General features: G+C 43.3%; 23 protein-coding genes. 5 read left to right on the plus strand and 18 right to left on the minus strand.

Annotated elements, in window-relative coordinates; all coding sequences use genetic code 11:
* The first annotated feature begins 186 nt into the window (after window positions 1-186).
* Entirely contained in the window at window positions 187-1,020 is an 834-nt protein-coding gene (locus tag F9L33_RS15295) for an NAD(P)-dependent oxidoreductase (RefSeq protein WP_152143688.1), read from the plus strand.
* Between the two features lie 2 nt (window positions 1,021-1,022).
* On the opposite strand, the gene F9L33_RS15300 is transcribed toward F9L33_RS15295, so the two are convergent.
* From F9L33_RS15300 to F9L33_RS15315, 4 genes are read right to left on the minus strand one after another with little or no spacing between them, the layout of a single operon-like run.
* Entirely contained in the window at window positions 1,023-1,970 is a 948-nt protein-coding gene (locus F9L33_RS15300; protein ID WP_226804179.1) for a GDP-L-fucose synthase, read from the minus strand.
* 2 nt (window positions 1,971-1,972) lie between these two features.
* Window positions 1,973-3,019, minus strand: a complete 1,047-nt coding sequence (gene gmd / locus F9L33_RS15305; protein ID WP_152143689.1) for a GDP-mannose 4,6-dehydratase — start codon at window positions 3,017-3,019, stop codon at window positions 1,973-1,975.
* Between the two features lie 14 nt (window positions 3,020-3,033).
* Window positions 3,034-3,909 (minus strand): glycosyltransferase family 10 domain-containing protein, encoded by an 876-nt coding sequence (locus F9L33_RS15310; RefSeq protein ID WP_152143690.1) that lies wholly within the window; start codon window positions 3,907-3,909, stop codon window positions 3,034-3,036.
* Between the two features lie 3 nt (window positions 3,910-3,912).
* Complete coding sequence (locus F9L33_RS15315; RefSeq protein ID WP_152143691.1) at window positions 3,913-4,818, minus strand: FkbM family methyltransferase; 906 nt, start codon at window positions 4,816-4,818, stop codon at window positions 3,913-3,915.
* A 90-nt stretch (window positions 4,819-4,908) separates the two neighbouring features.
* Here F9L33_RS15315 and F9L33_RS15320 point away from each other — a divergent pair, with 90 nt between their 5' ends.
* Window positions 4,909-5,643 carry an FkbM family methyltransferase gene (locus tag F9L33_RS15320; RefSeq protein WP_152143692.1) on the plus strand — a complete coding sequence of 245 codons (735 nt, stop codon included), beginning with the start codon at window positions 4,909-4,911 and terminating at the stop codon, window positions 5,641-5,643.
* Here the strand turns inward: F9L33_RS15320 and F9L33_RS15325 are convergent.
* The 8 genes from F9L33_RS15325 to rfbF are packed head-to-tail and all read right to left on the minus strand — an operon-like array spanning window position 5,636 to window position 13,361.
* Window positions 5,636-6,466, minus strand: a complete 831-nt coding sequence (locus F9L33_RS15325) for an alpha-1,2-fucosyltransferase (RefSeq protein WP_226804181.1) — start codon at window positions 6,464-6,466, stop codon at window positions 5,636-5,638. The genes F9L33_RS15320 and F9L33_RS15325 overlap by 8 nt on opposite strands.
* Window positions 6,467-6,498: 32 nt before the next feature.
* Window positions 6,499-7,254, minus strand: coding sequence for a glycosyltransferase family 25 protein (locus F9L33_RS15330; protein ID WP_193222078.1), 756 nt, complete (start codon window positions 7,252-7,254; stop codon window positions 6,499-6,501).
* Window positions 7,247-8,308 carry a glycosyltransferase family 4 protein gene (locus tag F9L33_RS15335; RefSeq protein ID WP_152143695.1) on the minus strand — a complete coding sequence of 354 codons (1,062 nt, stop codon included), beginning with the start codon at window positions 8,306-8,308 and terminating at the stop codon, window positions 7,247-7,249. The genes F9L33_RS15330 and F9L33_RS15335 overlap by 8 nt, the downstream gene beginning before the upstream one ends.
* A gap of 34 nt (window positions 8,309-8,342) precedes the next feature.
* Entirely contained in the window at window positions 8,343-9,761 is a 1,419-nt protein-coding gene (locus tag F9L33_RS15340) for a mannose-1-phosphate guanylyltransferase/mannose-6-phosphate isomerase (protein ID WP_152143696.1), read from the minus strand.
* Window positions 9,762-9,782: 21 nt separating this feature from the next.
* Window positions 9,783-11,006, minus strand: coding sequence for a class I SAM-dependent methyltransferase (locus F9L33_RS15345; protein WP_152143697.1), 1,224 nt, complete (start codon window positions 11,004-11,006; stop codon window positions 9,783-9,785).
* Window positions 11,003-11,551 carry a dTDP-4-dehydrorhamnose 3,5-epimerase gene (rfbC, locus tag F9L33_RS15350; RefSeq protein WP_152143698.1) on the minus strand — a complete coding sequence of 183 codons (549 nt, stop codon included), beginning with the start codon at window positions 11,549-11,551 and terminating at the stop codon, window positions 11,003-11,005. The genes F9L33_RS15345 and rfbC overlap by 4 nt, the downstream gene beginning before the upstream one ends.
* The gene (rfbG, locus tag F9L33_RS15355; protein WP_152143699.1) at window positions 11,548-12,609 is read right to left on the minus strand and encodes a CDP-glucose 4,6-dehydratase; all 1,062 of its coding nucleotides are present in this window, start codon (window positions 12,607-12,609) and stop codon (window positions 11,548-11,550) included. Before rfbG ends, rfbC begins: the two co-directional genes overlap by 4 nt.
* Window positions 12,594-13,361: a glucose-1-phosphate cytidylyltransferase gene (rfbF, locus tag F9L33_RS15360; RefSeq protein WP_152143700.1), complete on the minus strand. Its 768-nt coding sequence runs from the start codon at window positions 13,359-13,361 to the stop codon at window positions 12,594-12,596. Before rfbF ends, rfbG begins: the two co-directional genes overlap by 16 nt.
* Window positions 13,362-13,594: 233 nt before the next feature.
* Between rfbF and F9L33_RS15365 the strand changes: the two genes are divergently transcribed.
* Window positions 13,595-14,857 carry a 3-deoxy-D-manno-octulosonic acid transferase gene (locus tag F9L33_RS15365; RefSeq protein WP_152143701.1) on the plus strand — a complete coding sequence of 421 codons (1,263 nt, stop codon included), beginning with the start codon at window positions 13,595-13,597 and terminating at the stop codon, window positions 14,855-14,857.
* Between the two features lie 4 nt (window positions 14,858-14,861).
* On the opposite strand, the gene kdsA is transcribed toward F9L33_RS15365, so the two are convergent.
* The 6 genes from kdsA to F9L33_RS15395 all read right to left on the minus strand — a co-directional run bounded on the left by kdsA (window position 14,862) and on the right by F9L33_RS15395 (window position 20,927).
* Window positions 14,862-15,686, minus strand: coding sequence for a 3-deoxy-8-phosphooctulonate synthase (kdsA, locus tag F9L33_RS15370; RefSeq protein WP_152143702.1), 825 nt, complete (start codon window positions 15,684-15,686; stop codon window positions 14,862-14,864).
* A 5-nt stretch (window positions 15,687-15,691) separates the two neighbouring features.
* Window positions 15,692-16,480: a 3-deoxy-manno-octulosonate cytidylyltransferase gene (locus tag F9L33_RS15375; RefSeq protein WP_152143703.1), complete on the minus strand. Its 789-nt coding sequence runs from the start codon at window positions 16,478-16,480 to the stop codon at window positions 15,692-15,694.
* A complete protein-coding gene (locus F9L33_RS15380; RefSeq protein WP_152143704.1) occupies window positions 16,477-17,430 on the minus strand; it encodes an SIS domain-containing protein in 954 nt (317 codons plus the stop codon). The genes F9L33_RS15375 and F9L33_RS15380 overlap by 4 nt, the downstream gene beginning before the upstream one ends.
* 72 nt (window positions 17,431-17,502) lie before the next feature.
* Window positions 17,503-18,411, minus strand: coding sequence for a lysophospholipid acyltransferase family protein (locus tag F9L33_RS15385; RefSeq protein ID WP_152143705.1), 909 nt, complete (start codon window positions 18,409-18,411; stop codon window positions 17,503-17,505).
* A gap of 93 nt (window positions 18,412-18,504) precedes the next feature.
* A complete protein-coding gene (locus F9L33_RS15390) occupies window positions 18,505-19,623 on the minus strand; it encodes a ParB N-terminal domain-containing protein (RefSeq protein ID WP_152143706.1) in 1,119 nt (372 codons plus the stop codon).
* A complete protein-coding gene (locus F9L33_RS15395) occupies window positions 19,620-20,927 on the minus strand; it encodes an AAA family ATPase (protein WP_152143707.1) in 1,308 nt (435 codons plus the stop codon). Before F9L33_RS15395 ends, F9L33_RS15390 begins: the two co-directional genes overlap by 4 nt.
* A gap of 500 nt (window positions 20,928-21,427) precedes the next feature.
* Here F9L33_RS15395 and F9L33_RS15400 point away from each other — a divergent pair, with 500 nt between their 5' ends.
* Together F9L33_RS15400 and F9L33_RS15405 are read left to right on the plus strand one after the other, a co-directional pair.
* A complete protein-coding gene (locus F9L33_RS15400) occupies window positions 21,428-22,123 on the plus strand; it encodes a DnaA N-terminal domain-containing protein (RefSeq protein WP_152143708.1) in 696 nt (231 codons plus the stop codon).
* 79 nt (window positions 22,124-22,202) lie between these two features.
* Entirely contained in the window at window positions 22,203-24,485 is a 2,283-nt protein-coding gene (locus tag F9L33_RS15405; protein ID WP_152143709.1) for a glycosyltransferase family 2 protein, read from the plus strand.
* Window positions 24,486-24,488: the final 3 nt, after the last annotated feature.

Consider the following 24,488-nt stretch of genomic DNA (forward strand, 5'->3'; position numbering starts at 1 on the left):
CAGGTCAAGCTAGACACCACTCATTGTATGTGGATTCTTGTGAAATTCCTCAAGAACTACTTTATAATATTATAAAAAACATAATTAATTTAAACATTCGATAAAGGCCAATCGCTTTTAAGCTGTTAAACCTGCCCAAAATAGTAATAAATCCAACATAACACTATTCAAATCAGAGATTATCGAATGGCAAGTATATTACTCACTGGCGCAACTGGGTTTGTTGGCACACAAATTCTTAAGCAGCTTGAAATCCAGGGCCACAATATTCGTATTGTCGTGCGGCCCAATTGGGAAAAGCGTATCAAGATCAATACGAACCATACAGATGTCGTAGAGACCAGCGATCTATTCGCGCAAAATACCAAATGGTGGCGGAAAAATTTACAAGATATTGATATCATCATACATGCCGCTTGGTATGCGGAACCTGGCGTGTATTTAACATCACCCAAAAACAATGACTGTCTTAGGGGAACATTAGAATTAGCGAAAGCAGCAGCGGAGACTAACATAAAACGGTTTGTTGGCTTAGGAACCTGCATCGAATATAAAATATCAGATAAGGTGCTATCGCTTGAAACCCCTCTTGCACCGACAACACCATATTCTAATTCAAAAGTTAAAGCCTTTGAGAATTTAACAAAGCTATTCGGTAGAACAAAAACGTCTTTTTTATGGTGTCGTTTATTTTACCTTCATGGTGAAGGTGAAGATGCACGTCGTCTTGTCCCATTTTTACATGAAAAACTGCGAAATGGCGAAATGGCAGATTTGACAAGCGGCCTTCAAATCAGAGATTTTATCGACGTAAAGGACGCAGCAAAAATGATTATCAGTGGCACTTTTAGTGCCGTTGAGGGTCCTGCAAATATCTGTACAGGAGTTGGCAAAACCGTAAAAGAACTGGCAGAAGAGATTGCAGAGATTTATGGGCGCAGAGATTTATTGAATTTTGGAGCACGGGCAGATAATCTAGTAGACCCACCAAGTATTATAGGCGCGCCAACTAGGTTTTAAACTTATATTCTCGCTGTTTTCACTAAATTTCTGAATTCTTGTATTGTGCGAACAATGCCTTCTTCCATAGCAATCGATGGCGACCATCCAAGCTCTTTTAGCTTAGTTGAATCCATTAGCTTGCGCGGCGTACCATCAGGCTTTGTTGTATCTTTGACAATTTCACCACTAAATTCTGAAGCTTTCGCTATCATCTGCATTAATTCAAAAATACTGACCTCTTGACCACTGCCAATATTAACATGTTCATAGCCTGAATAGTTTTGCATTAAAAACACGAGCGCATCCGCACAATCATCCGCATGCATAAATTCCCGCAGTGGGGATCCCGTGCCCCACATAATAACATTATCTGCGTCAGTATTTTTTGCCTCTTCTACTTTACGGATCAAAGCAGGCATTACATGACTGCTTTCCAAATCATAGTTGTCGCCCGTACCATAAAGATTTGTTGGCATTGCCGAAATATAATCTACACCGTGCTGCTTACGATACGCTTGACACAGTTTGATTCCAGCGATTTTAGCAATCGCGTACCATTCGTTGGTTGGCTCTAAAGCCCCTTCTAAAAGTTCGCTTTCTTTGATCGGCTGTTCTGCAAATTTTGGGTAGATACACGAAGAACCTAGGAACAGAAGCTTCTCAACATTAACATCAAATGCTGCTTTGATGATGTTTGTTTCAATCATCAAATTATCATACAGGAAATCCGCAGGCATCGTATCATTCGCTAGAATTCCGCCCACCTTAGCCGCTGCTAAAAACACAGCATCCGGTTTATATTCTTCAAACCAAGCGTTCACAGCCGCTTGGTCCTTCAAATCCAACTCAGCACGTGTAGCTGTCAAAATGATACAGCCCTCATCCGCTAAGCGGCGGACAATTGCAGAGCCGACCATACCACGGTGCCCTGCAACATAAACACGCTTACCTAATAGATCATAGCTCACGGTTAAGCTTCCCGCTGCGCTTCTTTGAAATCAACTGCAACCATTTCAGCAACCAAATCATCAAAAGATGTTTGCGGTGTCCAACCTAACTTATCTTTAGCTTTTGTCGCATCACCCAATAGCGTTTCTACCTCTGTTGGGCGGAAATAGGTTGGATCAACAGAAACGACAACATTACCATTTGCATCACGACCAATTTCGTCAACGCCTTTGCCTTCGAATGTGATTTTCATATCTAAAGCTTTTGCGGCGGCCAGAACAAAGTCACGTACTGAATATTGAACACCCGTCGCAATCACAAAATCCTCAGGATCATCTTGTTGCAACATCAACCATTGCATTTCTACATAATCACGTGCGTGACCCCAGTCACGTTTTGCATCCATGTTACCAAGTTTCAGTTCGTCTTGTGTGCCCAGCTTGATCCGCGCCAAAGCACGTGTGATTTTACGCGTCACGAACGTTTCACCTCGTAGTGGGCTTTCATGGTTAAACAAGATGCCATTACAGGCATACAAACCATAAGCTTCGCGATAATTTACAGTAATCCAATACGCATAAAGCTTTGCAACAGCATATGGGCTACGTGGATAAAATGGCGTAGTCTCTTTTTGTGGGATTTCTTGAACAAGACCATAAAGCTCTGATGTAGACGCTTGATAGTATTTCGTCTTCTCACCTAAACCCAAAATGCGAATAGCCTCAAGAATACGTAGCGCACCTAAAGCATCAGAGTTTGCTGTATATTCAGGTTCTTCAAAAGACACCGCAACATGGCTTTGCGCAGCCAAGTTATAAACCTCATCAGGTTGCACTTTTTGTAAGATATGCGTCAGGCTTGTACTGTCCGTCATATCACCGTGATGTAGTTGAAATTGACCAGATTGACCCGCTTCACCTTCGAACAGATGATCAATACGCGCTGTATTAAACAAAGATGTACGTCGTTTAATACCGTGAACCTCGTAGCCCTTATTAAGCAAGAATTCTGCCAAATATGCCCCGTCTTGTCCCGTTACACCAGTGATTAAAGCTTTCTTTACGCTCATGTCTTTTCCTACTTCTAATCCAAGCTACCACGGATCGTTTCTGCCGCGCGCTTAATATAATCTGCATGCTCATATGCAAACTGCTTATTTTTCTTAATCCATTCCATGCGGGACTCATAGTCCGAAACACTAGTTTGTTCTAATGCTGCATTAATTTCTGCGGCAGAAGTACAAATAATCATACCACGCGGATCAAAATAGTCGGCAACATTTGGCACCCCCCAATAAATTGGAACCGTTTCGCACAAACACGCATCAACCAACTTTTCAGAAAAATAATCTTTTTCGCGCACATTCTCGATGACAATAGAGTATCTATAAGGGGCTAAACCATCTGCTTTGTTATCAAACGGCTTATAACCACGCCCCATAATATCAACATCAAGGCCTATATTTCGAATGTGATCAACGATTTCATGCCGTAATTTATGCCCTTCTAGGTTACGTCGAGCAGACGCAATTAAAGATGCCATCTTATTCTTGGTCGTATCAATCTGGTCGATGTCCGTAAGAAATGTTGATCCGAAATATAAAAATAGCCCGTTCTTAATTTTACCTAACAAAGGCGCATTCTTGGTCATAACTTTATAAAAGCGCCAGTTGAGCCACCTTGCAAAACTTAAATACACCTGATGGACTGCATCAGGTTCTACAATCATAACTGATATTTTTGCCTTTACACCAAACCGCGGGAAAAAAAATACAGGTTTACGGGGGTACGTAATAAGATGATCTTTGTTGTCTAGATCACGCAAGCATCCATTCATTAATCTTTGTGGGCGCCCCAGTGGCCACTCTAGATCATCCAAAGACATCGTTGCCAATTTACGCGTAGGCCATTTCCCATATGGGACAACAGCAACAGCAGGAAGATCATCATTTACAGTCATATGTTAACTCAGTTTATAGAATGAGTTATTCCGACTACGCCCAACTAACTGATAATTCAACTGCTCAAATGCTTTTGTGCACCCAGGATAGTCGGTATCGGCTGTAGGATGCTCAATAACAATCCGCTGCGGTAATTGTTCTTTTGGGGCGTTCATCAAGAATGGAACAAGCGCCTTGTCTTCATGCCCTTCAATATCAATCTTTAGCCCATGAATAGTTTTAATAGATTTCTCATCTAGGATAGATGCAAGAGTACGAATAGGAATACCTTCATTCTTACTCTCATCTACGGCAACAATGGCAACATCATTCTTACGAATAACAAGAGAGCCGCATCCATCTATGTCACTAACAGCAGTTGATACCATGTCTAAGTTATTTAACCCTGAAGCATGAGCATTAAATTTCAGGCGCATTGCCATAAGTGGGTTAGCATCTATCGAAATCGTCTTCCCCTTGGGGGAAGCGTAAGCCATAGGCTGAGAATACAAACCAATATTAGACCCCATATCAACAAAATTAGCATCTTCTGCTGCATCTTCTATTAAGAAATCTAGATCAGCGTGATTATAATCGGGGTTTAATAATAACCCATATTCAATCAGATTATGTTCCCCCCAAATACGGTACGCACAATCCCTGAAAAATATATCCAACGGCCCGTTTGATAGAGACATAATAAATGTTGCATACCCCCCTCTAAAAACCCCCCTTTTCAGAATAGTTTTTTGCCCAACAGATATTAATAGTCGTTGCAGTAAATTCGGTGCGAAAGCCCCAAAAGCTGCAGCATCAAAATTATCACCACCAGTCAGCTCGTCCGCAGTTAATGCGCGCCATACACCAGTCATATATTTTATTTCCCCTAATCGTAATAAACTCCTAAACAAAAGTGCATTGTTTTTCAAGAAATCTTAAGTTATCCGCGTGGAAACTATATTTGCGTAATTAACATAATGACGTAAATTAAGTGTACCAGATCATGTGGAGGGGAAACCATGAAAATTGCACAAGGGCTAGAAACCTGGGTTAAAACACGCTTGCCAACATCATTGCGTGACCGATTACACCAATCAAAATATCGCTATATCATGCGCAAAACAAAACCAATTGAACTGATTGTTCATATTGGAGCTCACTATGCTGAAGATAGATTTTTTTACGAAGAACTTGGCGCAGAAACCGTTTTATGGATCGAAGCTGATCCTGGTACATTTAAAACATTGAAAAGCACACTTAACGAACACCCTAAAAATACTACCAACCACCTCATGGAATGTGCATTGGTGTCATCACATGATGACACTGTATTAGAGTTCTACAAATTCAATGGTGATGGCGCGTCCTCTTCTGTTTATAGGGCAAGCGAACGACTAAGAGAAACTTTTGAGCATGTACACGAAACAGGCGAAGTTTTAAAACTAAAGTCAAAAACCCTTACATCTATTTTAGAAGCCCATAATATCGACATTAAGAATGCAGAAAATTCCATGCTTGTTGTTGACGTGCAAGGCCACGAAATGGCTGTCTTAGAAGGGGCAACTCAAGCCATTTCCGAATTTAAGTTTTGCAAATGCGAAGTATCGAGAATTGAAATCTACACGGGTGGGGCGCAATTCTGTGATGTAGATGACTACTTCCGATCAAAACAATTTAAGCTATCATCTCACCCATATTGGCGGGTCCCTAAACATGGTGATGTTTTATACACCAATATAAAAGACCCTAAATAGTCATCCAATCAGAAGGTAAAATATCCGGATTGTTCATCTTAGGATCTGCAAACCAAGTTTGTGGCGCGATAACCACTTTATTTGGATCTTGGTTTAACCAAGCTCCCCACCATGAAAAAGAAGAGTTTGCTATAATATGATGTTTACAACGACTCATAAGACGTAAATCTTCATAGTTTTTCTGGGATGAATTATGCCCCATATATTGAACATCCACTGGTAATTTTAAATTCTCAGAAACCCACTGTGGATCATCTGAGAATGCAAAGACAACAATATCGTTGCCAAAACGTTCAACTAAATGCGCTACTGCTCGTGTATAATATGCTAAATCACATGTGCCGTGTGCAGCATTATACCCCGCATTTGAGACATAATCTCCTCTTCGAATATGCAATGAAACCGCGGTACAACCATCAATCTTTTTCAATACAGCAATATTCTGATCGCTCGCTGCATCAACAATCTCAAGATCTTTTGCTATTTTTTCAACACAATCTTTAAAGTATTTTTCTGTCTGCCAATACCCTTTGAAATACGTTCCATCTGGTTTAGATATTGCAGCACTATCAAACCCTAAATGAGGTTCTTGATAGACGTGTTTTTGATTACCTCGTACAATATCCCAAACATAGGAAAGCTTTCCGTCTTTCTTGTGCTTAATCAAACCCTCTGGATTGTATTTCGCACGTAAATTAAACCGATACAAACCCATTTCAAAAGCACTGTTTTCGTTATACTCGCGGATATCTAAGCCCACATCTACGCCCAAACGATCAGCAAGCGCACGCGCAATACAATATTGAAACAGCTGGTTACCCAAGCCCCCACGAATACGTGTGTAAATCATCTTATTCAGTCTCCAAAAACCATTGGCTTAAAGCTCTTCTTAGAATACCGAACAACCTTGCGCCGATAAACCATACGTTGCCATTCACGTACTAGCTTAGTCAGTTTTGGTGTTTTTATTGATAAAGTACTACCACCAGTTTCTCGTGTACGGTCCGAAACACCAGAGGGCTCAACACATACTGGCCGCAAGCCCGTTACCCAATGCATTTGTAAAACCCCATCTACTGGCCGATCAAACTTTTCAGTCTCTTTCAAAAGATGTATCGCAGCTGCACGGCTAATCAGCTGCGCAGAACATCTGAGTAAGGTTGGTGACGGCTGTAAGAGCTGTACGTTGCCACATGTATCCAATACTTTACATTTTTCAGGAACACCGCGCACCTGAAATTGAATAAATCCATATTCTTTTGACCAAGCCTGCGCTGCCTGAATATTTTTAGAAAAAACATCAGGATCAATTTGAACATCATCTTCGAAAACCAAACCAGCGGTTAAGTTCTGATCTACAATTCTTTGCCAGGCTGCTCTATGGCTTAGAAAGCACCCTATCTCACCCGAATTCATCCCAAACGGATATTTTGGGCGTAAAAATAATTGTTCTTTATAACACTCATTTATATCTTGATCAGACAGCAATCGACCATCTACAGCATCAACCACTTCTGCATCGAACGGGGACTTAGAAATCAGATCATCAACCTGTGCCTTGCGTCGCTCAGATCGCTTTAAATGAATTATGAAACTTTTGTATTTAGCCATGGTTGGTTCCATTCCACAAACCTTCGTAAACTTTGGCTATACCAGCTGCTTCCTTTTCAACGCTGTGCTGTTGCGCAATGAATGCAGGGGCCAACTTAGACCCTCGATTTAACATTTCCTCATCCGACAACCAAGAGCCAATTGCACGCGCAGCGCTTTCGGCATCTTCAAGCGGAACAACAGTTCCAAGGTTGCCCTCATTTGAAAATGCTTCAAAATATCCCGTGTTAGATGCAACAAATGGTGTGCCAGAAGCTAACCCTTCCAACGGTGTCATTCCATATCCTTCATAACGCGGTAAAGCCACAAGCAGGCTAATCGCTTGCATCAATGCTGGCATTTTATCTGGTCCAAGCTCTCCAACAAATAAAAGACGGTCAGAAAGGCCCGCCTCCGAGATTTGGAACATTAAGTCCTGTTGGAATTTTTCATGCTTCTTTGATGCTTTCCCAACAATCAAAGCTACCAGATCAGGTCTTTCTGACAAAACCTTGAGCATTGTTTTCACAAAAACATCCGTTCCTTTTTCAGGCCGCACTCTCCCTATTGTGGCAACACCACATTTACCGCCATATCCCAAAGCCTGCCATGCAGACGCTTTATCCTTTGATGAACAGAATCTACTGGTATCCACACCATGGGGCACAACTGCACGCACATTATCTACATATTTAGCCGCTTCAGGTGTTGTCGCGATAACAGCATCCATTTTGGAAATAAGCCAGCGTGGGTACATCGAATGAAACCGCTGTGCCGCAGATGTAAACACAATTTTAATCGGTAACCGTAAAACATCCCGCGCCCATATAGCAGTACGCATTTCAGGATTACGCCGCACATGCCAAATAGCAAAGGGCTTATCCCCTTCCCCACCAGCCTTAGAAAGATTAAACGCCTCTCGTTTAGAAATTGGTGTAGGACAACTTGGTAACGGGACACCAACCAATTTCATATCGAACTGGCTTTGCTGCACGCCAATAACTCCCGCAGCCGTAGCTGATACGCCTGTGAAGTTCTTATTGAAATTCGTGACAAACAAATTTGGCGTTGCCATTCAGTGCCTCTAATCTTTTTGTAATGTCTCGCAATCAGTCGCGTGCATATACATCTTCATAACGCACAATATCGTCTTCGCCCAGATAGCTACCTGTTTGAACCTCAATTAACACCATTGGAACTTTACCTGGATTCTCCATGCGATGTTTATCTCCGACTGGAATATAAACAGACTCGTTTTCACCGACTAGCCTAACCTCATCACGGATAGTTACTTTGGCAGTACCTTCTACAACAATCCAATGCTCAGACCTATGAACGTGGCTTTGCAAGCTCAGCACACCACCAGGTTTCACAACAATACGTTTTACTTGGAAACGCTTGCCCATAAACAGACATTCAAAACTACCCCAAGGGCGATGATCGCGTGGAAATTGCACCGCTTGATCAGCTTCTTTATCTTTCAGCGCTTGAACCGCAAGCTTCACATCTTGTGCCCGCGATTTATCTGCAACTAGCACAGCATCAGGCATAGCAACTGCAACAATATTATCCAGCCCAATACCAACTATTTCAGTACCTTCAGCCTCAGACCGCAACAATGTATTCTTACAATCAATTCCTAGTGCGGCTCCAGACGTTACAACGCCTGCATCATCCTGTTCTGATTCACGCCACACACTATCCCAGTCCCCAAGGTCAGACCAGCTTCCATCAAATGGCACTGCTGATAAATTGTTCGCAGGCTCCATAACCGCATAATCAATAGAAATATCTTCAGCTTTCGCCCATGATTCAGGCTCAAGGCGCAAAAACCCAAGATCAGTTATGGCACCTGTGATCGCATCTTGGACAGGGGCCAACAACTTAGGACGGTGTGCTGTAAATGCATCCACAATCGTCTGCGCTTTAAACAGAAAAATCCCTGCATTCCACAGATAATTCCCAGCATCCAGCATGGCTTGCGCTGTATCACGGTTTGGTTTCTCAACAAACCGCTGCAACTTCACAGCTGCGCCATCCATAGATGCCGTTTCTAGCTCTAAATATCCATACCCAGTTTCAGGTCGTGTCGGTTGAATACCAAACGTTACAAGATCACCTGCAAGCGCCGCAGTCGTCCCTTTCTCCACAGTCGCAGAAAAATGTGTAGCATCAGGAACATTATGATCTGATGGCAAAACCAAAAGCATCGCATCTGGATCGTCTTTCAAGAGATATAATGCTGCAGCTAAAATTGCAGGCGCCGTATTACGCCCTTCTGGCTCAATAAGAACAGCGCCTGGATCAATACCTAATTCAGCAAGCTGCTCTGTTACAATAAAGCGAAAATCCGAATTTGTCAGAACAAGTGGTGAAGAAAAAGAATTCCCACTCACACGTGACGCTGACATCTGAAACAAGCTTTCTTCACCAATCAACTTAGAAAACTGTTTCGGATAGCTTTTACGAGACAGAGGCCAAAGCCGCGTCCCAGATCCGCCACATAAAATAACTGGGGTAATTGTCATAATTTTCCCTATCTCGCCATACTAGACTATCTTCAATTCTGGAACTGCGGTCACAAATTGCGTGCCCGCTTCAGCTAAATCCGCATTTTGGGTCATCACCTCTTGTGCAATATTCCAAGGTAAAATTACCAAATAATCGGGTCGCTGTTCTCTTAACACTTTTGGATCAAAAATTGGGATATGGCTTGCAGGTAGATATTGCCCGATCTTAGCGTCAGCTGCATCGCAAACAAAGGGCATCAAATCAGGTCGTATACCTGCATAATTCATTAATGTATTCCCCTTGGCCGCTGCCCCGTAACCAGCAACAGATTTGCCTTGTTCTTTTGCATCCAACAAAAATCTAACCAACCCATCCTTAACCGCATCCGCCTTAGCTTGAAACGTTTTGTAAGTTTCTTCTTCTTGCAAACCTGCATCTGTTTCAGCATTTAAAACCTGTTCAACATTATCGGATGCACCGTGGTTCGCATCGACTAGGCACCCATAAACTCGCAAGCTTCCGCCATGTGTTGGCAATGTTTCCACATCAAAAATTCGCAAACCAGCTTTTGCGAAAATTGAGTGGACGGCACACAAAGACAGATAAGAAAAATGTTCGTGATAAACCGTATCAAACTGGTTTTGCTTAATCAGCTGCATTACGTGTGGGAATTCAAAAGTTACCACACCATTCGGTTTTAAAATCGCCGCAACACCTTGGGTGAAATCATTGATATCTGGAACATGTGCATAAACATTGTTACCCAATACAAGATCAGCCTTTTCTCCTGTAGCGGCCATCTCTGCACCAAATGCTTCACCAAAAAACTCCTGACGAACGGGAACTCCTAGCGCACGCGCTGCTTCTGCTGTGCTTTTGGTCGGCTCGACACCCAAGCACGGAATACCTGCGGCCACAAAATTCTTTAAAAGATATCCATCATTCGATGCCAATTCGACCACAAAGCTATCTTTTGTAAGCCCCAATCGTTTTGTGATCATTTCACAATATTCAGCAGCGTGTTTTAACCATCCTTTTGAGGTCGATGAAAAATACGCGTAATCTTCGCGAAACAAGTCATCCGCATCTGTATAATCTTCAGTCTGGACCAACCAACACTCCGTACAAGTCAAGATACGTAACGGATATGTAGTTTCTGGCTTCCGTAAATCTTCAGGTTTTAGATAGGCATTGGAAGGCGGGGCATTTCCCAAATCAAGGAATTCTAGTTCTAGTTCAGCTTTACAGTGACGGCATTTCATAAGGTAATCGGTTCTGTAGTTTCAAATATTGGGTGGTTTTGATCTTTGTCAGACAAGACAGAAAATGGCAAAGGCCATTTAATGGCAAGTTTTGGGTCCTTTATATTCACTCCAGCTTCATGATCTGGCTTATAAAAAGCAGAGTGGCAGTAATGCATTTCGACATCATCTGTAAGCGTTTGAAACCCATGCGCACAACCTTTGGGAATATAAACCATTTCCAACGCCGCGCTGTCCAGTTCAACTGTACAAACCGCACCGTAACTCGGCGAATCTTTACGCAAATCCACAAACACATCAAAAACTTTACCTCGAACGCACCGCACCAGCTTTGTTTCAGCATAAGGAGGACGTTGATAGTGCAAACCACGTATAGTGCCTTTGGTAGCGTTAATGGATGTGTTCATCTGAACCCAGCGAACCTCCAAATTATACTGTTGGAATTCTTCCATGCAAAAAACGCGTGCAAAAGCACCGCGGCTATCACCCAGTTTATTTGGTGTAATTTTATACGCACCATCTATTTCAAGAGCTTCAAATATCATGCGGCTTCATAAGCTTTTATTTGTTCTTGCGTAATTGAAAGTGGACATCGCCCCTCGTATACAGATTTGTACCACTCCATTGTTTTAGATACGGCCACATCAAAATCCCATTTTGGTTGCCAACCCAGCTGTGATCTAGCCTTATCGATGGTTAATTTTAACAACCCTGCTTCATGAGGCGCTGTTTTATCAACATTAGAATGGTAAACACCTGGCCATGTTTTCAATGCTTGTTGAATAACGTCTTCAACAGTACGGTTATCATTGGCGCTTGGGCCAAAATTAAAGGCAGTCGCAAAATCAGTATTACCCGATAGCTTTTCAGCCAAAAGCATATAGCCAGATAAAGGTTCTAAAACATGCTGCCAAGGACGCACAGCGCCAGGATTTCGCGTTTCAATTGAAGCTTCTTGCATTAAAGCTCGAGCTATATCAGGTAGCAACCTATTCTCACACCAATCACCACCACCAATCACATTACCCGCGCGTGCAGACGCTATTAAAACAGGGCATCCTTCTTGCTTGAATAGAGACATGTAACTCTGCACAACCAACTCGGTTCCCGCTTTACTTGCGCTATATGGATCCACACCACCTAGTCTATCTGTTTCACGGTAAGCATGTTCCCATTCGTTATTTTGGTAAACCTTATCAGTTGTCACCACAACAACAGTACAGGCATGATCAACTGACCTTATAGCCTCTAACAGGTGTGCTGTTCCCATAACATTGGTATTCCACGTTTCAAGCGTCTGTTCATAACTTCTCAACACCAAAGATTGTGCTGCAAGGTGAAATACAAAATCGGCCTTACAAGTCTTTACATAGTCCGCAAGCTTTTCTGCATTTCGGATATCACCAATTTGATGATGTATCCTTTGGTCCAACCCGAGTTGGTCAAAAAAGCATGGTTCATATTCAGGCTCCAGAGAATACCCAAAAACCTCGGCACCCATTTGATGTAGCCATAAAGCCATCCAGCACCCTTTAAAGCCTGTGTGCCCAGTCAATAAAACGCGTTTATCTTTCCAAAAGTTAGCCACTACCAAACCTTCCATGGCGCATCACCATCTACCCATAGGCTTTCTAAATAATTGCGATCTCGCAATGTATCCATAGCAGACCAGAAATCATGATGTTTACGGACCGACATCTGTCCATCCTTTGCAAGACTAATAAGCGGCTCTTGCTCAAAAACTGTATCATCACCTTCAATCCGATCTAAGATCGATGGCTCACAAACCATAAAGCCAGCATTCACCCATTGGCCATCGCCTTTGGGCTTTTCTAGAAAATTACTAACAATATTTCCCTCAATCGCAAGAGAGCCAAATCGTCCAGCTGGCTGCACTGCAGAAATAGTTGCTTCTAGCTTTTGCTCTTTATGGAAATCGATAAGCTCTTTTATATTAATATTACTGACCCCGTCCCCGTAAGTCAGACAGAACGTATCATCTAAATGGTCCTTGATGCGCTTTATCCGGCCACCTGTTTGGGTCAGTTCCCCAGTATCAACCAAAGTTACTTTCCACGATTCAGCGCGTTGATTATGAACTTCCATTTTATTATTTTCCATATCAAACGTAACATCTGACATATGGAGGAAATAATTAGCAAAATACTCTTTAATCAAATAACCTCGATAACCACAGCAAATAACAAACTCATTTACACCATAGTGGCTGTATATTTTCATAATATGCCATAAAATCGGACGCCCTCCAATTTCAATCATTGGCTTTGGTTTCATATGGGACTCTTCGCTAATCCGCGTACCCAAACCACCTGCCAAAATCACTGCTTTTACCATTTTCGTATCCAATAGAATTCCATTAACTTCAGATATCAAAATAACTACGCAGATGATAGCCAATTTGCATTTTTTATATTTTGGGTTCTAAGATTAGCCACACTTGCCCAAAACTGTAGCTGTGTTATGCATGCTCAACAACGACTTGGCTAACAAAATACAGTGAACCAAAATGAAATTAATTGCGCAAAACCTTTTGCCATAGAGCTTTAGGTAAACAAGGAACGCAAATCTTGCTTAAATACCGTTTCATAATGACATTGGCTTGGCTGATTGTTCCTTTTGTATTTCTACAACGCATTATTACAGGTAAAGACACTGTTGAAACGTTCATGGCCCGCCTAGGATTTGCTACTGACAACAATGTTAACCCAAAGCTTTTATGGCTTCATGCAGCCAGCCTTGGCGAATTCAATACCCTCGAACTATTATTGCCTAAACTATCCACCAAATTCCCTGATTATGATCTGTTGATCACTGTTTCAAATAGGATCGCATTTGAAAAAGCTAAAAAACTGCGCTCCAATAGCATCCATGTCGATATTTCGCCCGTAGACTTTGGGTCAGTCGTATCTAAATTCCTCAATCATTGGAAGCCATCTTGTCTTATTACAATCGAAAATGAAGTCTATCCCAACCGTAACCTTAAATGTGTAGCAAGTGGGGTTCCAATTATCTTCGTAAACGCTCGCATGTCAGAAAAAAGTGTTATTAGCTGGAAACGTAATTCAGGGTTAGCGCGGCGTGTTTTCAATTGCATTAACCATTGCTTCGCTCAGGATGAAAATTCATTTAATCGATTTAAAGATGTTGGCGTTAAGCATGATAGAATAGAACTTTTAGGTAACTTAAAAAAATTCCAACAAGCCACCCCCGTCGATCACCCTGATCTGCACAAACTACGCGCAGTATTTCCACGTGTTAACACATTATGCGCTGCATCTACTCACAAAGGCGAAGATCAGATTATATTGGACGCCTTTGCAATGGCCAAACAGGTCCGTCCAGACTTAAAACTCATACTCGTTCCGCGCCACACAAACCGTGCCAGCGAAATAGAAACACTGATCGGTGCCACACCGTTTAGCAGTGCTATTCGCTCCCAAGACGAACTGCCTTATGACACCGACGATATTTATCTGGCTGATACCGTGGGTGAAATGAACATTTGGTATTCATCTGCAGCTGTTACTTTTGTTGCAGGATCATTAGTTCCTGTCGGCGGGCACACACCATTTGAACCAGCAACATTTGGGTCTGCCATCATTCATGGTTCACAATATTCCAACTTCCAAGCAATCTACGAACAATTGGTTGCTGAAAAAGGATCCTTACAAGCTGATACAGCCGAAGATATTGCCGAAGCATGGCTACGCCTGCTTGATAACGAGTTCCGCAACAGCCAAGTCATCGCCAGTAAAAAAGCGCTCTTTGAAAATAGTGATAAAGGCAAAATATTGAAAACGATTACCGATAAAATTGAAGAGCTTATCTAAACAATCAGTCTAAGTTCTTAGCCAATCGATCATGTGCCGACAATTTTTCGATCAAAGCTTTCATTTGATCCACTGGAACCATATTCGGGCCATCACTTGGTGCATTGTCAGGGTCCTCATGTGTTTCAATAAACACCGACGCAACACCAATTGCTACTGCAGCCGTTGCCAATGGTGGTACAAATTCGCGTTTCCCACCAGATGATGTGCCCTGCCCGCCTGGCATTTGCACACTATGCGTTGCATCAAACACCACTGGATAACCTGTTTCACTCATGATCGGAATACATCGAAAATCGCTAACCAACATATTATAACCAAAACTGGTACCACGATCACACAACATGATATTTTCATTGCCTGTCGATGCAATCTTTGCAGCAACATTTTTCATGTCATTCGGCGCCAAAAACTGACCTTTCTTAACATTCAAACATTTGCCAGTTTCACCTGCGGCTAATAATAAATCAGTTTGACGGCATAGGAATGCAGGAATTTGCAAAATATCCACGACTTCTGCCGCCTTTGCACAATGCCAATTTTCATGCACATCCGTCAAAACAGGAACATTGAATTCTTCTTTAACCGCAGCAAGAATTTCCAGACCTTTTTCCATCCCCAGTCCACGTTTGCCTTCTAGGCTTGTACGGTTGGCTTTGTCATAGCTGGCTTTAAACACAAATGGTGTATTCGTTGTTGAACATGCTTCTGCAATGTTTTCGCATAACATCCGTGCATGATCCAAGGATTCCAACTGGCATGGTCCAGCTAATAGCGTGAATGGTTTTGTATTACTGATTTCTAAGCTTCCAGCTTTTACCTTTTTCATATCGCTCATCCTTCGTTCAAAACTTTTTCTATACGTGGGACATCTTCGGGATTATTCAACTCCCAAAACACACGTCCTTTGCCCTCAACCTCAACACAGCGTACAGGCAATCCACGCTCCATAAATCGCAACTGCTCTAAACCTTCAAGCGCCTCTAATGGGCCTGTTGGCCAATTGGCATATTCTCGTAAGGCTGATGGGCGGTAAGCATAAACACCAACGTGGTGGAACACAGGAATTTCATCCCCCTCGCCCAAATCATCCCCCACATATGGGATCACTTCTTTGGAAAAATACATCGCATTCATGTGCGCATCAAAAACAGCTGTCGTACCACCTACACGTCCGTGCTTACGGTCTTCGACAAAATTCTTATAGGTTTGCAGATCACAGCGTAGAACTGGCGTGGTGACGTGAACTTCACCGTCATTTTCAAACCCTGTTATCAAATCAGAAACGAACCAAGCAGGTGTAAGTGGCGCATCCCCTTGCAAGTTTACCACTAAATCAGGTTCTTCATCCATCCCATCCAAAGCAGCCGCACAGCGTTCTGTGCCATTGGCACAGCTTTCGGGCGTCATAATTACCTTTGCACCAAAAGCCTCAGCTGCATCTTTGATGCGATCATCGTCAGTCGCCACATAAACGCCGCACACGCCCTCTACAGCCATTGCGGCCTCCCAACTGCGCTGGATCAGCGTTTTGGGGCCATCTGGGCCGTTTAAAGCCACCAGAGGCTTTCCTGGGTAGCGTGTAGAGGCATAACGCGCTGGAATTACAATAACAGTCTTCATACTACACCAGCCCGCAAAATATCATGGATATGCAACAACCCCTTCAGACTGCCAGAACTATCAACCACCATTAAGGCAGAAATTGTTTTATCGTTCATAATGCCCAAGGCTTCAGATGCCAGCATGTCTGGCGTAGCCGTTACAGGCCCCATTGTTGCAACAGCGCCTGCCTTAAGGTCCATCAAACCTTCCATACTACGACGCAAATCGCCATCAGTGATAATCCCCAGCAACGTTTGATCTTTAACAACTGCCGCAACACCAAACCCTTTAGCTGTCATTTCTAACAACGCATCACTCATAGCCGTTTGTTCAGATACAACCGGCAACGCAGAACCTGAGTGCATAATACTTTCAACCTTCAGCAACTGCGCACCAAGCTTACCACCTGGGTGATTCACACGGTAGTTATCACGATCAAAGCCATGTAAATTCATTAAAGCCACAGCTAAAGCATCCCCTAACGCCAACTGCAAAGTTGTTGATGTGGTTGGAGCCATACCAATACTACACGCCTCAGGGGCATCAGGAAGTATCAGCGCAACATCCGCAGCCGTTGCCAATGAGCTTGTTGGGTTTTTGGTAATTGCAATCATCGGAATACTAAACCGCCTCGTGTGCGCAATTTCATCCGACAGCTCGGCAGTTTCCCCCGAGTTTGATAGCATAATGCAAACATCCGATTTGGTGATCATTCCCAAATCACCATGGCTGGCTTCACCTGGGTGTACAAATTGTGCAGGCGTACCAGTACTGGCCAGAGTCGCTGCAATCTTGCGCGCAATGTGCCCAGACTTACCCATTCCAGATACAACGACACGTCCCTGAACCGCAGATAATATTTTTACGGCCTGCTCAAACTCAACATCCAAGCTATCCGCCAAAGCAACCAAAGCATCCGCCTCAATCTTTAAAACCTCAGCACCAATGTTGGAAAGTTTATCGGTCATAGGCCCCTGCCCCTAACATTCTTTAAGTTATTTAAATTGTAATAGACAATCATGCAGCATTGTCCACGGCTATCAATATTTATCACCATGATACCCATCGTATAAATACGTGTCTTCCCAACGCCTATGCAGCCAATACCACTGTTCTGGGTTACCCATTATCCGCGCACTGATCCGATCATTTACTTCCCGTGTCATTGCCAGCGCATTTGATGGCTCAATGGGTTTTTCAAACTCAACATGAATATTCAGATTATTCTCATCACGCGTTCCAAATGCAGGCACCAATGGCAAGTCATAGCGCAATGCCAATTCTGCGGCCGATGTTGTGGTTAATGCATCGGCGCCCAAGAACGGGATTAAACGCCCCTGCTGAAATTTCTGATCAACAAGTAATGCAAAGAACCCTCCTTTACGCAAATGCTTTACCATCGCCAAATTACCACCAGCACTTTTGGCAACAATCGGATCGCCACCGTGACGGATACCAGCAAGGAAACGCAGCTCATACCATGGATTGTTATTCTCACGATAAACAGCGCCAGTTTCTAAGCCTTGGGATTTCAAATAATGACGAATAGCTTCCCATTGTCCAAAGTGTGCGGAAACAATGATCGCACCCTTTCCTGCTGCCTTCGCCTCTCGCAAGACCTCCAAACCGGGCCCTTTAGCATCAAATAAATCTAATCTGTTTTTGTAACTGTCGTTAAACAAAATTTCAGAAATTGTACGTCCAGCACTCGCAGCTATCGCTTTACACAGACTTGCCTTTTCATTCGATGGCATGTCTGGGTAAACACGATCCAAACCACTCATTATACGTTTGCGCGACCCTGGAATACGCGGCAATAGAAAGCCGCCTAACCATGCAAAAAATGCACCACGCATTTTAAATGGCATTACCCGCCCTAAGGATAAACCGATCCAAATCGGGATATATTCCAAGAACTTAGAAAATGTTTTTTTGTGGGTCGTTTTCATGCAAATTACCTAAGCGGATTAGATGAAAACGACAATAGCAAGCTAATCCATAAAATATAAATCGACTAACCAACTGAAAAAAAACACTTTTTTCTAATCAATTTGCGCCAACAATTGTCTGATTGCCTGTTCTAGCCGAACACGATCAACCGTTGAAAAATCTTTTGCGAGCCGCAGCTCAAGTTTTCCTGCTGTCGCAGTACATTTTACCGTACCTTCAGGGCGCGCAATATTGAAAACTGTTTTGGCCTTACGCGGTGATTTTTGACCAGTCTTCCCCACGGGGAAAGGCTTTTTATCCACTTCCAACCCTGCTGCACGCCGCAATATTGCCTGTTCTTCCTCCGCTAAACGATCAGGGCCTGCAGCAAGCAAATCGTTTTCAAGCAACGTCACAACAGATGCATCAGCATCTATACGCTTTCGCAACTCCAACCCAAGCGCGCGTGATATCTCTGCAGGAAATTTAATCATGCCCCCTACCCGTTCCATCAAACCAATAAAGCTGCGAATGTAACTACGCTTTTGATAGCCCGCAGATTTGAACAGAATCGCAACCGCCTTATCCGCATCATTACAATCCGTAGCGCCATCATTCGCATATTTGATCGCAAGGCTCGCCATCTCTGCAAACGAGATATCTTTACGCACCAAGTTTTCATCGACCATCTTACGGTAAAGCGTTTCCAAATCTTCCTCTGTAAAAATCACTGTAGCGGGTATTGTTGCATACACATCAGAATCTGCGCTCAAAGCTTTGTAAGCGCTCAAACGCCGAAAGCCTTGAACCAGTTCAAACCGCCCATCGTCGCGCTTTTGAACACGAATGGGATTGGACAATCCAATCTCTTGAATGGACCCAATCAATTCTGACAAATCCTCATCTTCAACATCCGCTCGGTCACGGGCCAGTTTTTCTGTCAGAATATCATCCAGCGCGATCAAATCGATAACCAAGCCATCCGCTTTACGCTGAACATACTCATGCGCCAGATGATCATTCTCTGCTCTGATCTGCTGCTCTGCTGCTTGACGTTCTTTCAGGCTATCCGCATTTTCAGTGATCGCAGAAGCCATTGGCCCGCGACGCTTTGGCTTTAAACCAAACATACTTTTTGTTTCTAGTTCTGGCTCATCATCCCCGACCTTCCCCGTGGGGATGGTTTCTTCTTCTGGCATGTCTATATCAAATACACGGCGTTTCTTACTCATGATCTATCCTCCAACTTATCCCACGATTCAACGATAGAGGCTTTAAATTCCTCATACCCCCGATCAAAGGTAGCGCGCGCACGGCGCCATGTTTCGCGGGTCATATCGCGGTAATCTATTTCGTAAACCGAACTTAAGAAGCGCCCTGATTGCTCTACCGCTCGGGTCATCTCTATTGGGTGTACAGCCAAACGGTCACCAAATACTTTCTGGAACGCACTGTACATTGCTTGGTGCAATTCATTACCAGGTTCATAGCGCGTTAACAGGAAGCGAACATCAGTGAATGCTTTGGGTAAGGTCATATTCCCCGCGGGGAAGGTTCCATCAAATCCAATGGATAAATCCTCTAATGCCTCAGACAACTGCCCAATAAAACTCGTTGTACTGTCATATTCCCAGTACGCAGTACCAGACGGAATATACAGCATATCGGCAGCAAAAACCGCATTCATAGACTGGTATCCAATCGCTGGAGGACAATCAAAAATGATCAGATCATATGCATCATCTGGAATGGCATCCAGATATCGGCTGACTGCCGCAAAGAATGACCATTCAGGGTTTAGGTGGCGATATTGAGCAGAAGCAAATTCCACGAAGGCAGCATTCGCACAAGATGGAACAATATCGATTGTGGGCCACGCCGTTGGTTTAATAAAATCTCCAACACGCAACTCATCTAATCCCATATCCCGAATGGACGATGGCAATTTGCGTTGGGGCAGGGAGGCACCGCTTGCAGCTGCAACTGAACTTGAATTCATACGGTCCGTTTCTTTGATCAGATCCCGCGCCATAATCCCCCAAACAGTGTGATCCTCTGCTACATCATGCAACCCCATACTGTGTGACAGCGTTGCCTGCGGGTCGAAATCCACAACCAGTACGCGGTATCCATCAAGCGCCGCGGCGTGCGCGAAGTGTAAGGCCACTGTGGATTTACCAGCGCCACCTTTAAAATTTGCTATCGCAGCACGAAACGCGCGTTTTCCAGCAGGGCGGGGTGGCATCAAGGATTTGCGGTTCACCTTCATTTTACGACGTAGCTCATTGATTTCATCCAGGCTATACCAACGCTGGCGACCATCTTCTTCCACTTCACCGTCAGGCAAGGATGGGTCGGCAGCCAAACGCCCGCGGAAAGTGGACTGATTTACCTTTAGTATTAGCTCTGAAACCTCCCAGCTAGAGAACCTGCGTAAAGTCTTTTCCATTTCCGGGCTAAAGGTCTGCTGCCTGATCCAGCTTTGCATTTTCAACGATTGCTCGTGTAGCTGATGTAAATCTGTATGGTCGAACATAATGTGCCTCTGGACGTAAATTCTTTTATATTTAGTAATTACGTCTTATTTGCAAAAAAAGCAAAAGGGAATATTATATTTTTGAAAATCTTCCCCACGGGGAAAATGTGCAATGGATAAAGGACTTATAGATGTTAATCGATTCGCTACATAACCTTCTATTCATCAGCATAAAGAATGATGTTTCATACCCTATTTGGGGTGACACTAACTCTATCCCAGCTACAAATAGGGTGACATAAACATTAAATAAGGGGACACACAAGGTGACACCCTTTACCAATATTTACCTATATTTATTTTTATTTAAAGATTTTGATTTGGTTAAAATTCACAGAGTTCTTGACAGAATCGGATAACTGGACGCAAATACCTAAACATTCTGGAAATACGTTGAGTTGGCAGCGTTTCAGTGTATAAAGGCAGTATAACCCGACCATGAGCGAGTCGGGAAAGGCGTAGATCCAATACGAGGATCAAATACAGGAAGGGACGGCCCAATGTTGGCCAGCAAACCCGTCGGGCGTGAAGCCGCGACTAAGAAATATGATATCCTATCTGCATTGATGACTTATGCTTTAGCACGCGAGAAGCGCACACAGAAGCTGGTTTTGCGATTAATGTCTTTAATCACAACCAGATACAATTGGCAGCGTGATGAATTGAGCATGGGTCAAAAAGAAATAGCAAAGCTTTGGTCCGTTGATGAACGCACCGTAAAACGCGAGCTTGCTAAATTAAAATCCAAAGGCTGGCTTGAGGTTAAAAGGGCAGGGGCAAGAGGTCGCGTTACGCTATACAGTATTAAGCTGGAAAAGGTGTTGTATGAAACGCAGGCAGATTGGCAGAAAATGGGCCCAGATTTTGTTCTGCGTTTAACTGAAATAACAGCTCCTGCAGCGCAAAACGTGCATGAAACGAATATTGTGCCTTTTTCTGCTGCCAATCATAAACGACCCGAAGAAGATGGGTCTGTATGGGCTTCTGCCTCTGCTTTCCTGTTTGACCAAGACACCACAGTTTTTGCCGCTTGGTTGCGACAATTAGAAGAAGCTGGGCAAGAAGGGGGATGTTTGACATTAATCGCCCCAACAAAGTTCCATGCAACTTATGTGGAAACGCATTTAGCTGACAGTATTTTACGTACAGCTATGCAAGTTGATCCGAGTATACGATCAATTAGAATCAGCACATAATATTTCAGCCAAGCACTAGCTGATTTATCTGAAATCCGTTAGATTAAACAAAAAGCAGATAACAGGTCTCTCAGGTATTATGGCAGTTAAAACTTTCTATCAGCGCTTATCCGGTGAACTGTTTCCAAAAGCTTGGAAAAAATTGGCAGGATTTGAGGTTGCCGACAACACGCCTTTTATAATTGATGTTGTTCCAATCGGTGATTGTTTACATGTTTATGTGTCTGGCCGCGCTTTAGTGGAAAACTTTCATGAACGTCTGATATTCAAAGAAGATAATGAAGTTCTAAGTGTTGAAACTTATCGACCTGTTCCGCGTGGTTTGGCAATTGTTTTGAACCGCGAAAATGCAGAGGCAGCTAAAAAGATAACTGTAGAGCTGGAAGGTAAGTCTTTAAACCTTTCTGTGCAGCCTTCGTTAATTCAATCTTTTGATGGTTTGAATACAGTTTTCTTGTGCGAGGTTAATCCAGACCCTGATGCTTTCAAAGATTGGCTAAGTTATCATTGTGATACTCATGATTTAGAGGCGGTGGTTTTGTTGCGCCGCGGGTTTAAAAAATGGGCAGGGCAATCTTCGGTTAATCGGTTTATGAAAATTGCTGAAACAACAAGCGGCCTTAAGACATTTACTTTGTTGGATAGCAATTTACCTCTTGGGCACCCTCAACAACCGAGTGTTTATGACCGTCACACAACACCCGATGGGCCTGGCAAGGCGATGTTAGATCCAGCCGTTAACAATGCCTATGAATCCGCTTTGTATGAATTAACGACTATGGATATTGTCCGTCGCAAGACATTCGATCGTGCGCGTGCCGTGGCTTATATTGGCCAGTGCGATTTATTAAAGCGCAATAAAGCAGGGCAAACTGTATTCGATGCTGCGGACGCAAGTGAGAGTTACCTGAAATTCATGGGGAATTTGACATACCCTTGGTCATACCGCAAACCGAAGAAACCACATTTTGCTGACCATACATGTACCAGTTTTGATGGCCGTGGTAGTGGGAATGTTTGGGTCATTGGGCGTAAATTTATGGAAAAAGATCCTGCATTGCGTCCGTTCAGAGCATCACAGGCAGAACCGGACCCAATTAGTGCGGGCTTTGGGTATTGGCGTTGTATGGGTATACGATATCCTAATTTGAAAATTGGACAGTTGGTTCCAAAAGCATCTTTGGTTGTATCAGAACCTTTATGTGCGTTGATGAAAGATAATTATAACCACGATACAAAACGGCCACCTGAGGTTGTAAAAGACCTGAATAAAGGTGTGAAAAACGACAAGATTGTTGTTGTCACAACTATGAAAAACGAAGGCCCATTTATGTTGGAATGGTTAGCTTATCATATGTCGATCGGTGTGACTAATTTCATTGTGTATACGAATGATTGTACGGATGGCACAGATACTATGTTTGATCTTTTGGATCGCAAGGGGATCGTTGAGCATCGGGAAAATCCCTATCGTGAAACGGGGCAGAAACCACAACACGCAGCTTATCTGGCAGCTCAATCTACACCCACAGCGAAAGCAGCAGATTGGGTGATGTGTATGGATGTTGATGAATATATTAATGTTCATGTCGGAGACGGTACATTACACGATTTGTTTAAAGCAGTACCTGATGCCAATGTAATTTCCATGACGTGGCGGTTGTTTGGGAATGCTGAAGTGGATCTGTTTGAAGATAAATTCATCACGGAGCAATTCTTTCGCTGTGCGCCACATATCTGTCGCAAACCCCACCAAGCATGGGGGTTTAAAACCATGTTCCGCAACAACGGGATTTATAAAAAATATGGGGTTCATAGGCCTGTTGGGTTGCAACCAGAGCTGATGGATCAAATTCACTGGGTGAATGGATCTGGTGTTAAGATGCCAGATAACATTTTGAGAACAGGGTGGCGGAGTTCAACCAAAACATATGGTTATGACTTAGTGACGCTTAATCACTATGCATTGCGCTCTTGTGAATCTTTTTTGGTAAAACGAGATCGAGGGCGCGTGAACCATGTGGCGCGGGATCAAGGAATGGCGTATTGGTTCCGCATGAACAACAATGCGGAACGTGATGAAAGCATTCTAAAGCGTATTCCGCGGGCGCAGGAAAAATTTGATGAATTGATGGCTGATCCAGAGATTGCAGAACAGCATTCGAAATGTGTTGAAGCTCATAAAAAACGCATTGGAGAGTTGAAAGAGCGTCCTGATTACATGGAAATGTATGAAACATTGAAATCAGAGCGTATGGTGAAACTATCCCGATTACATGTGCATTTTGGTAGTGCTGTTTTTCTTGGGGGGCCTGAAACAATACCAGAAGATTTACCGCTCTTAGATGATGTGGAATTGTAGCCC

Origin of the sequence: Amylibacter sp. SFDW26 (assembly GCF_009184395.1) — a bacterium.
Classification (GTDB): domain Bacteria; phylum Pseudomonadota; class Alphaproteobacteria; order Rhodobacterales; family Rhodobacteraceae; genus Amylibacter.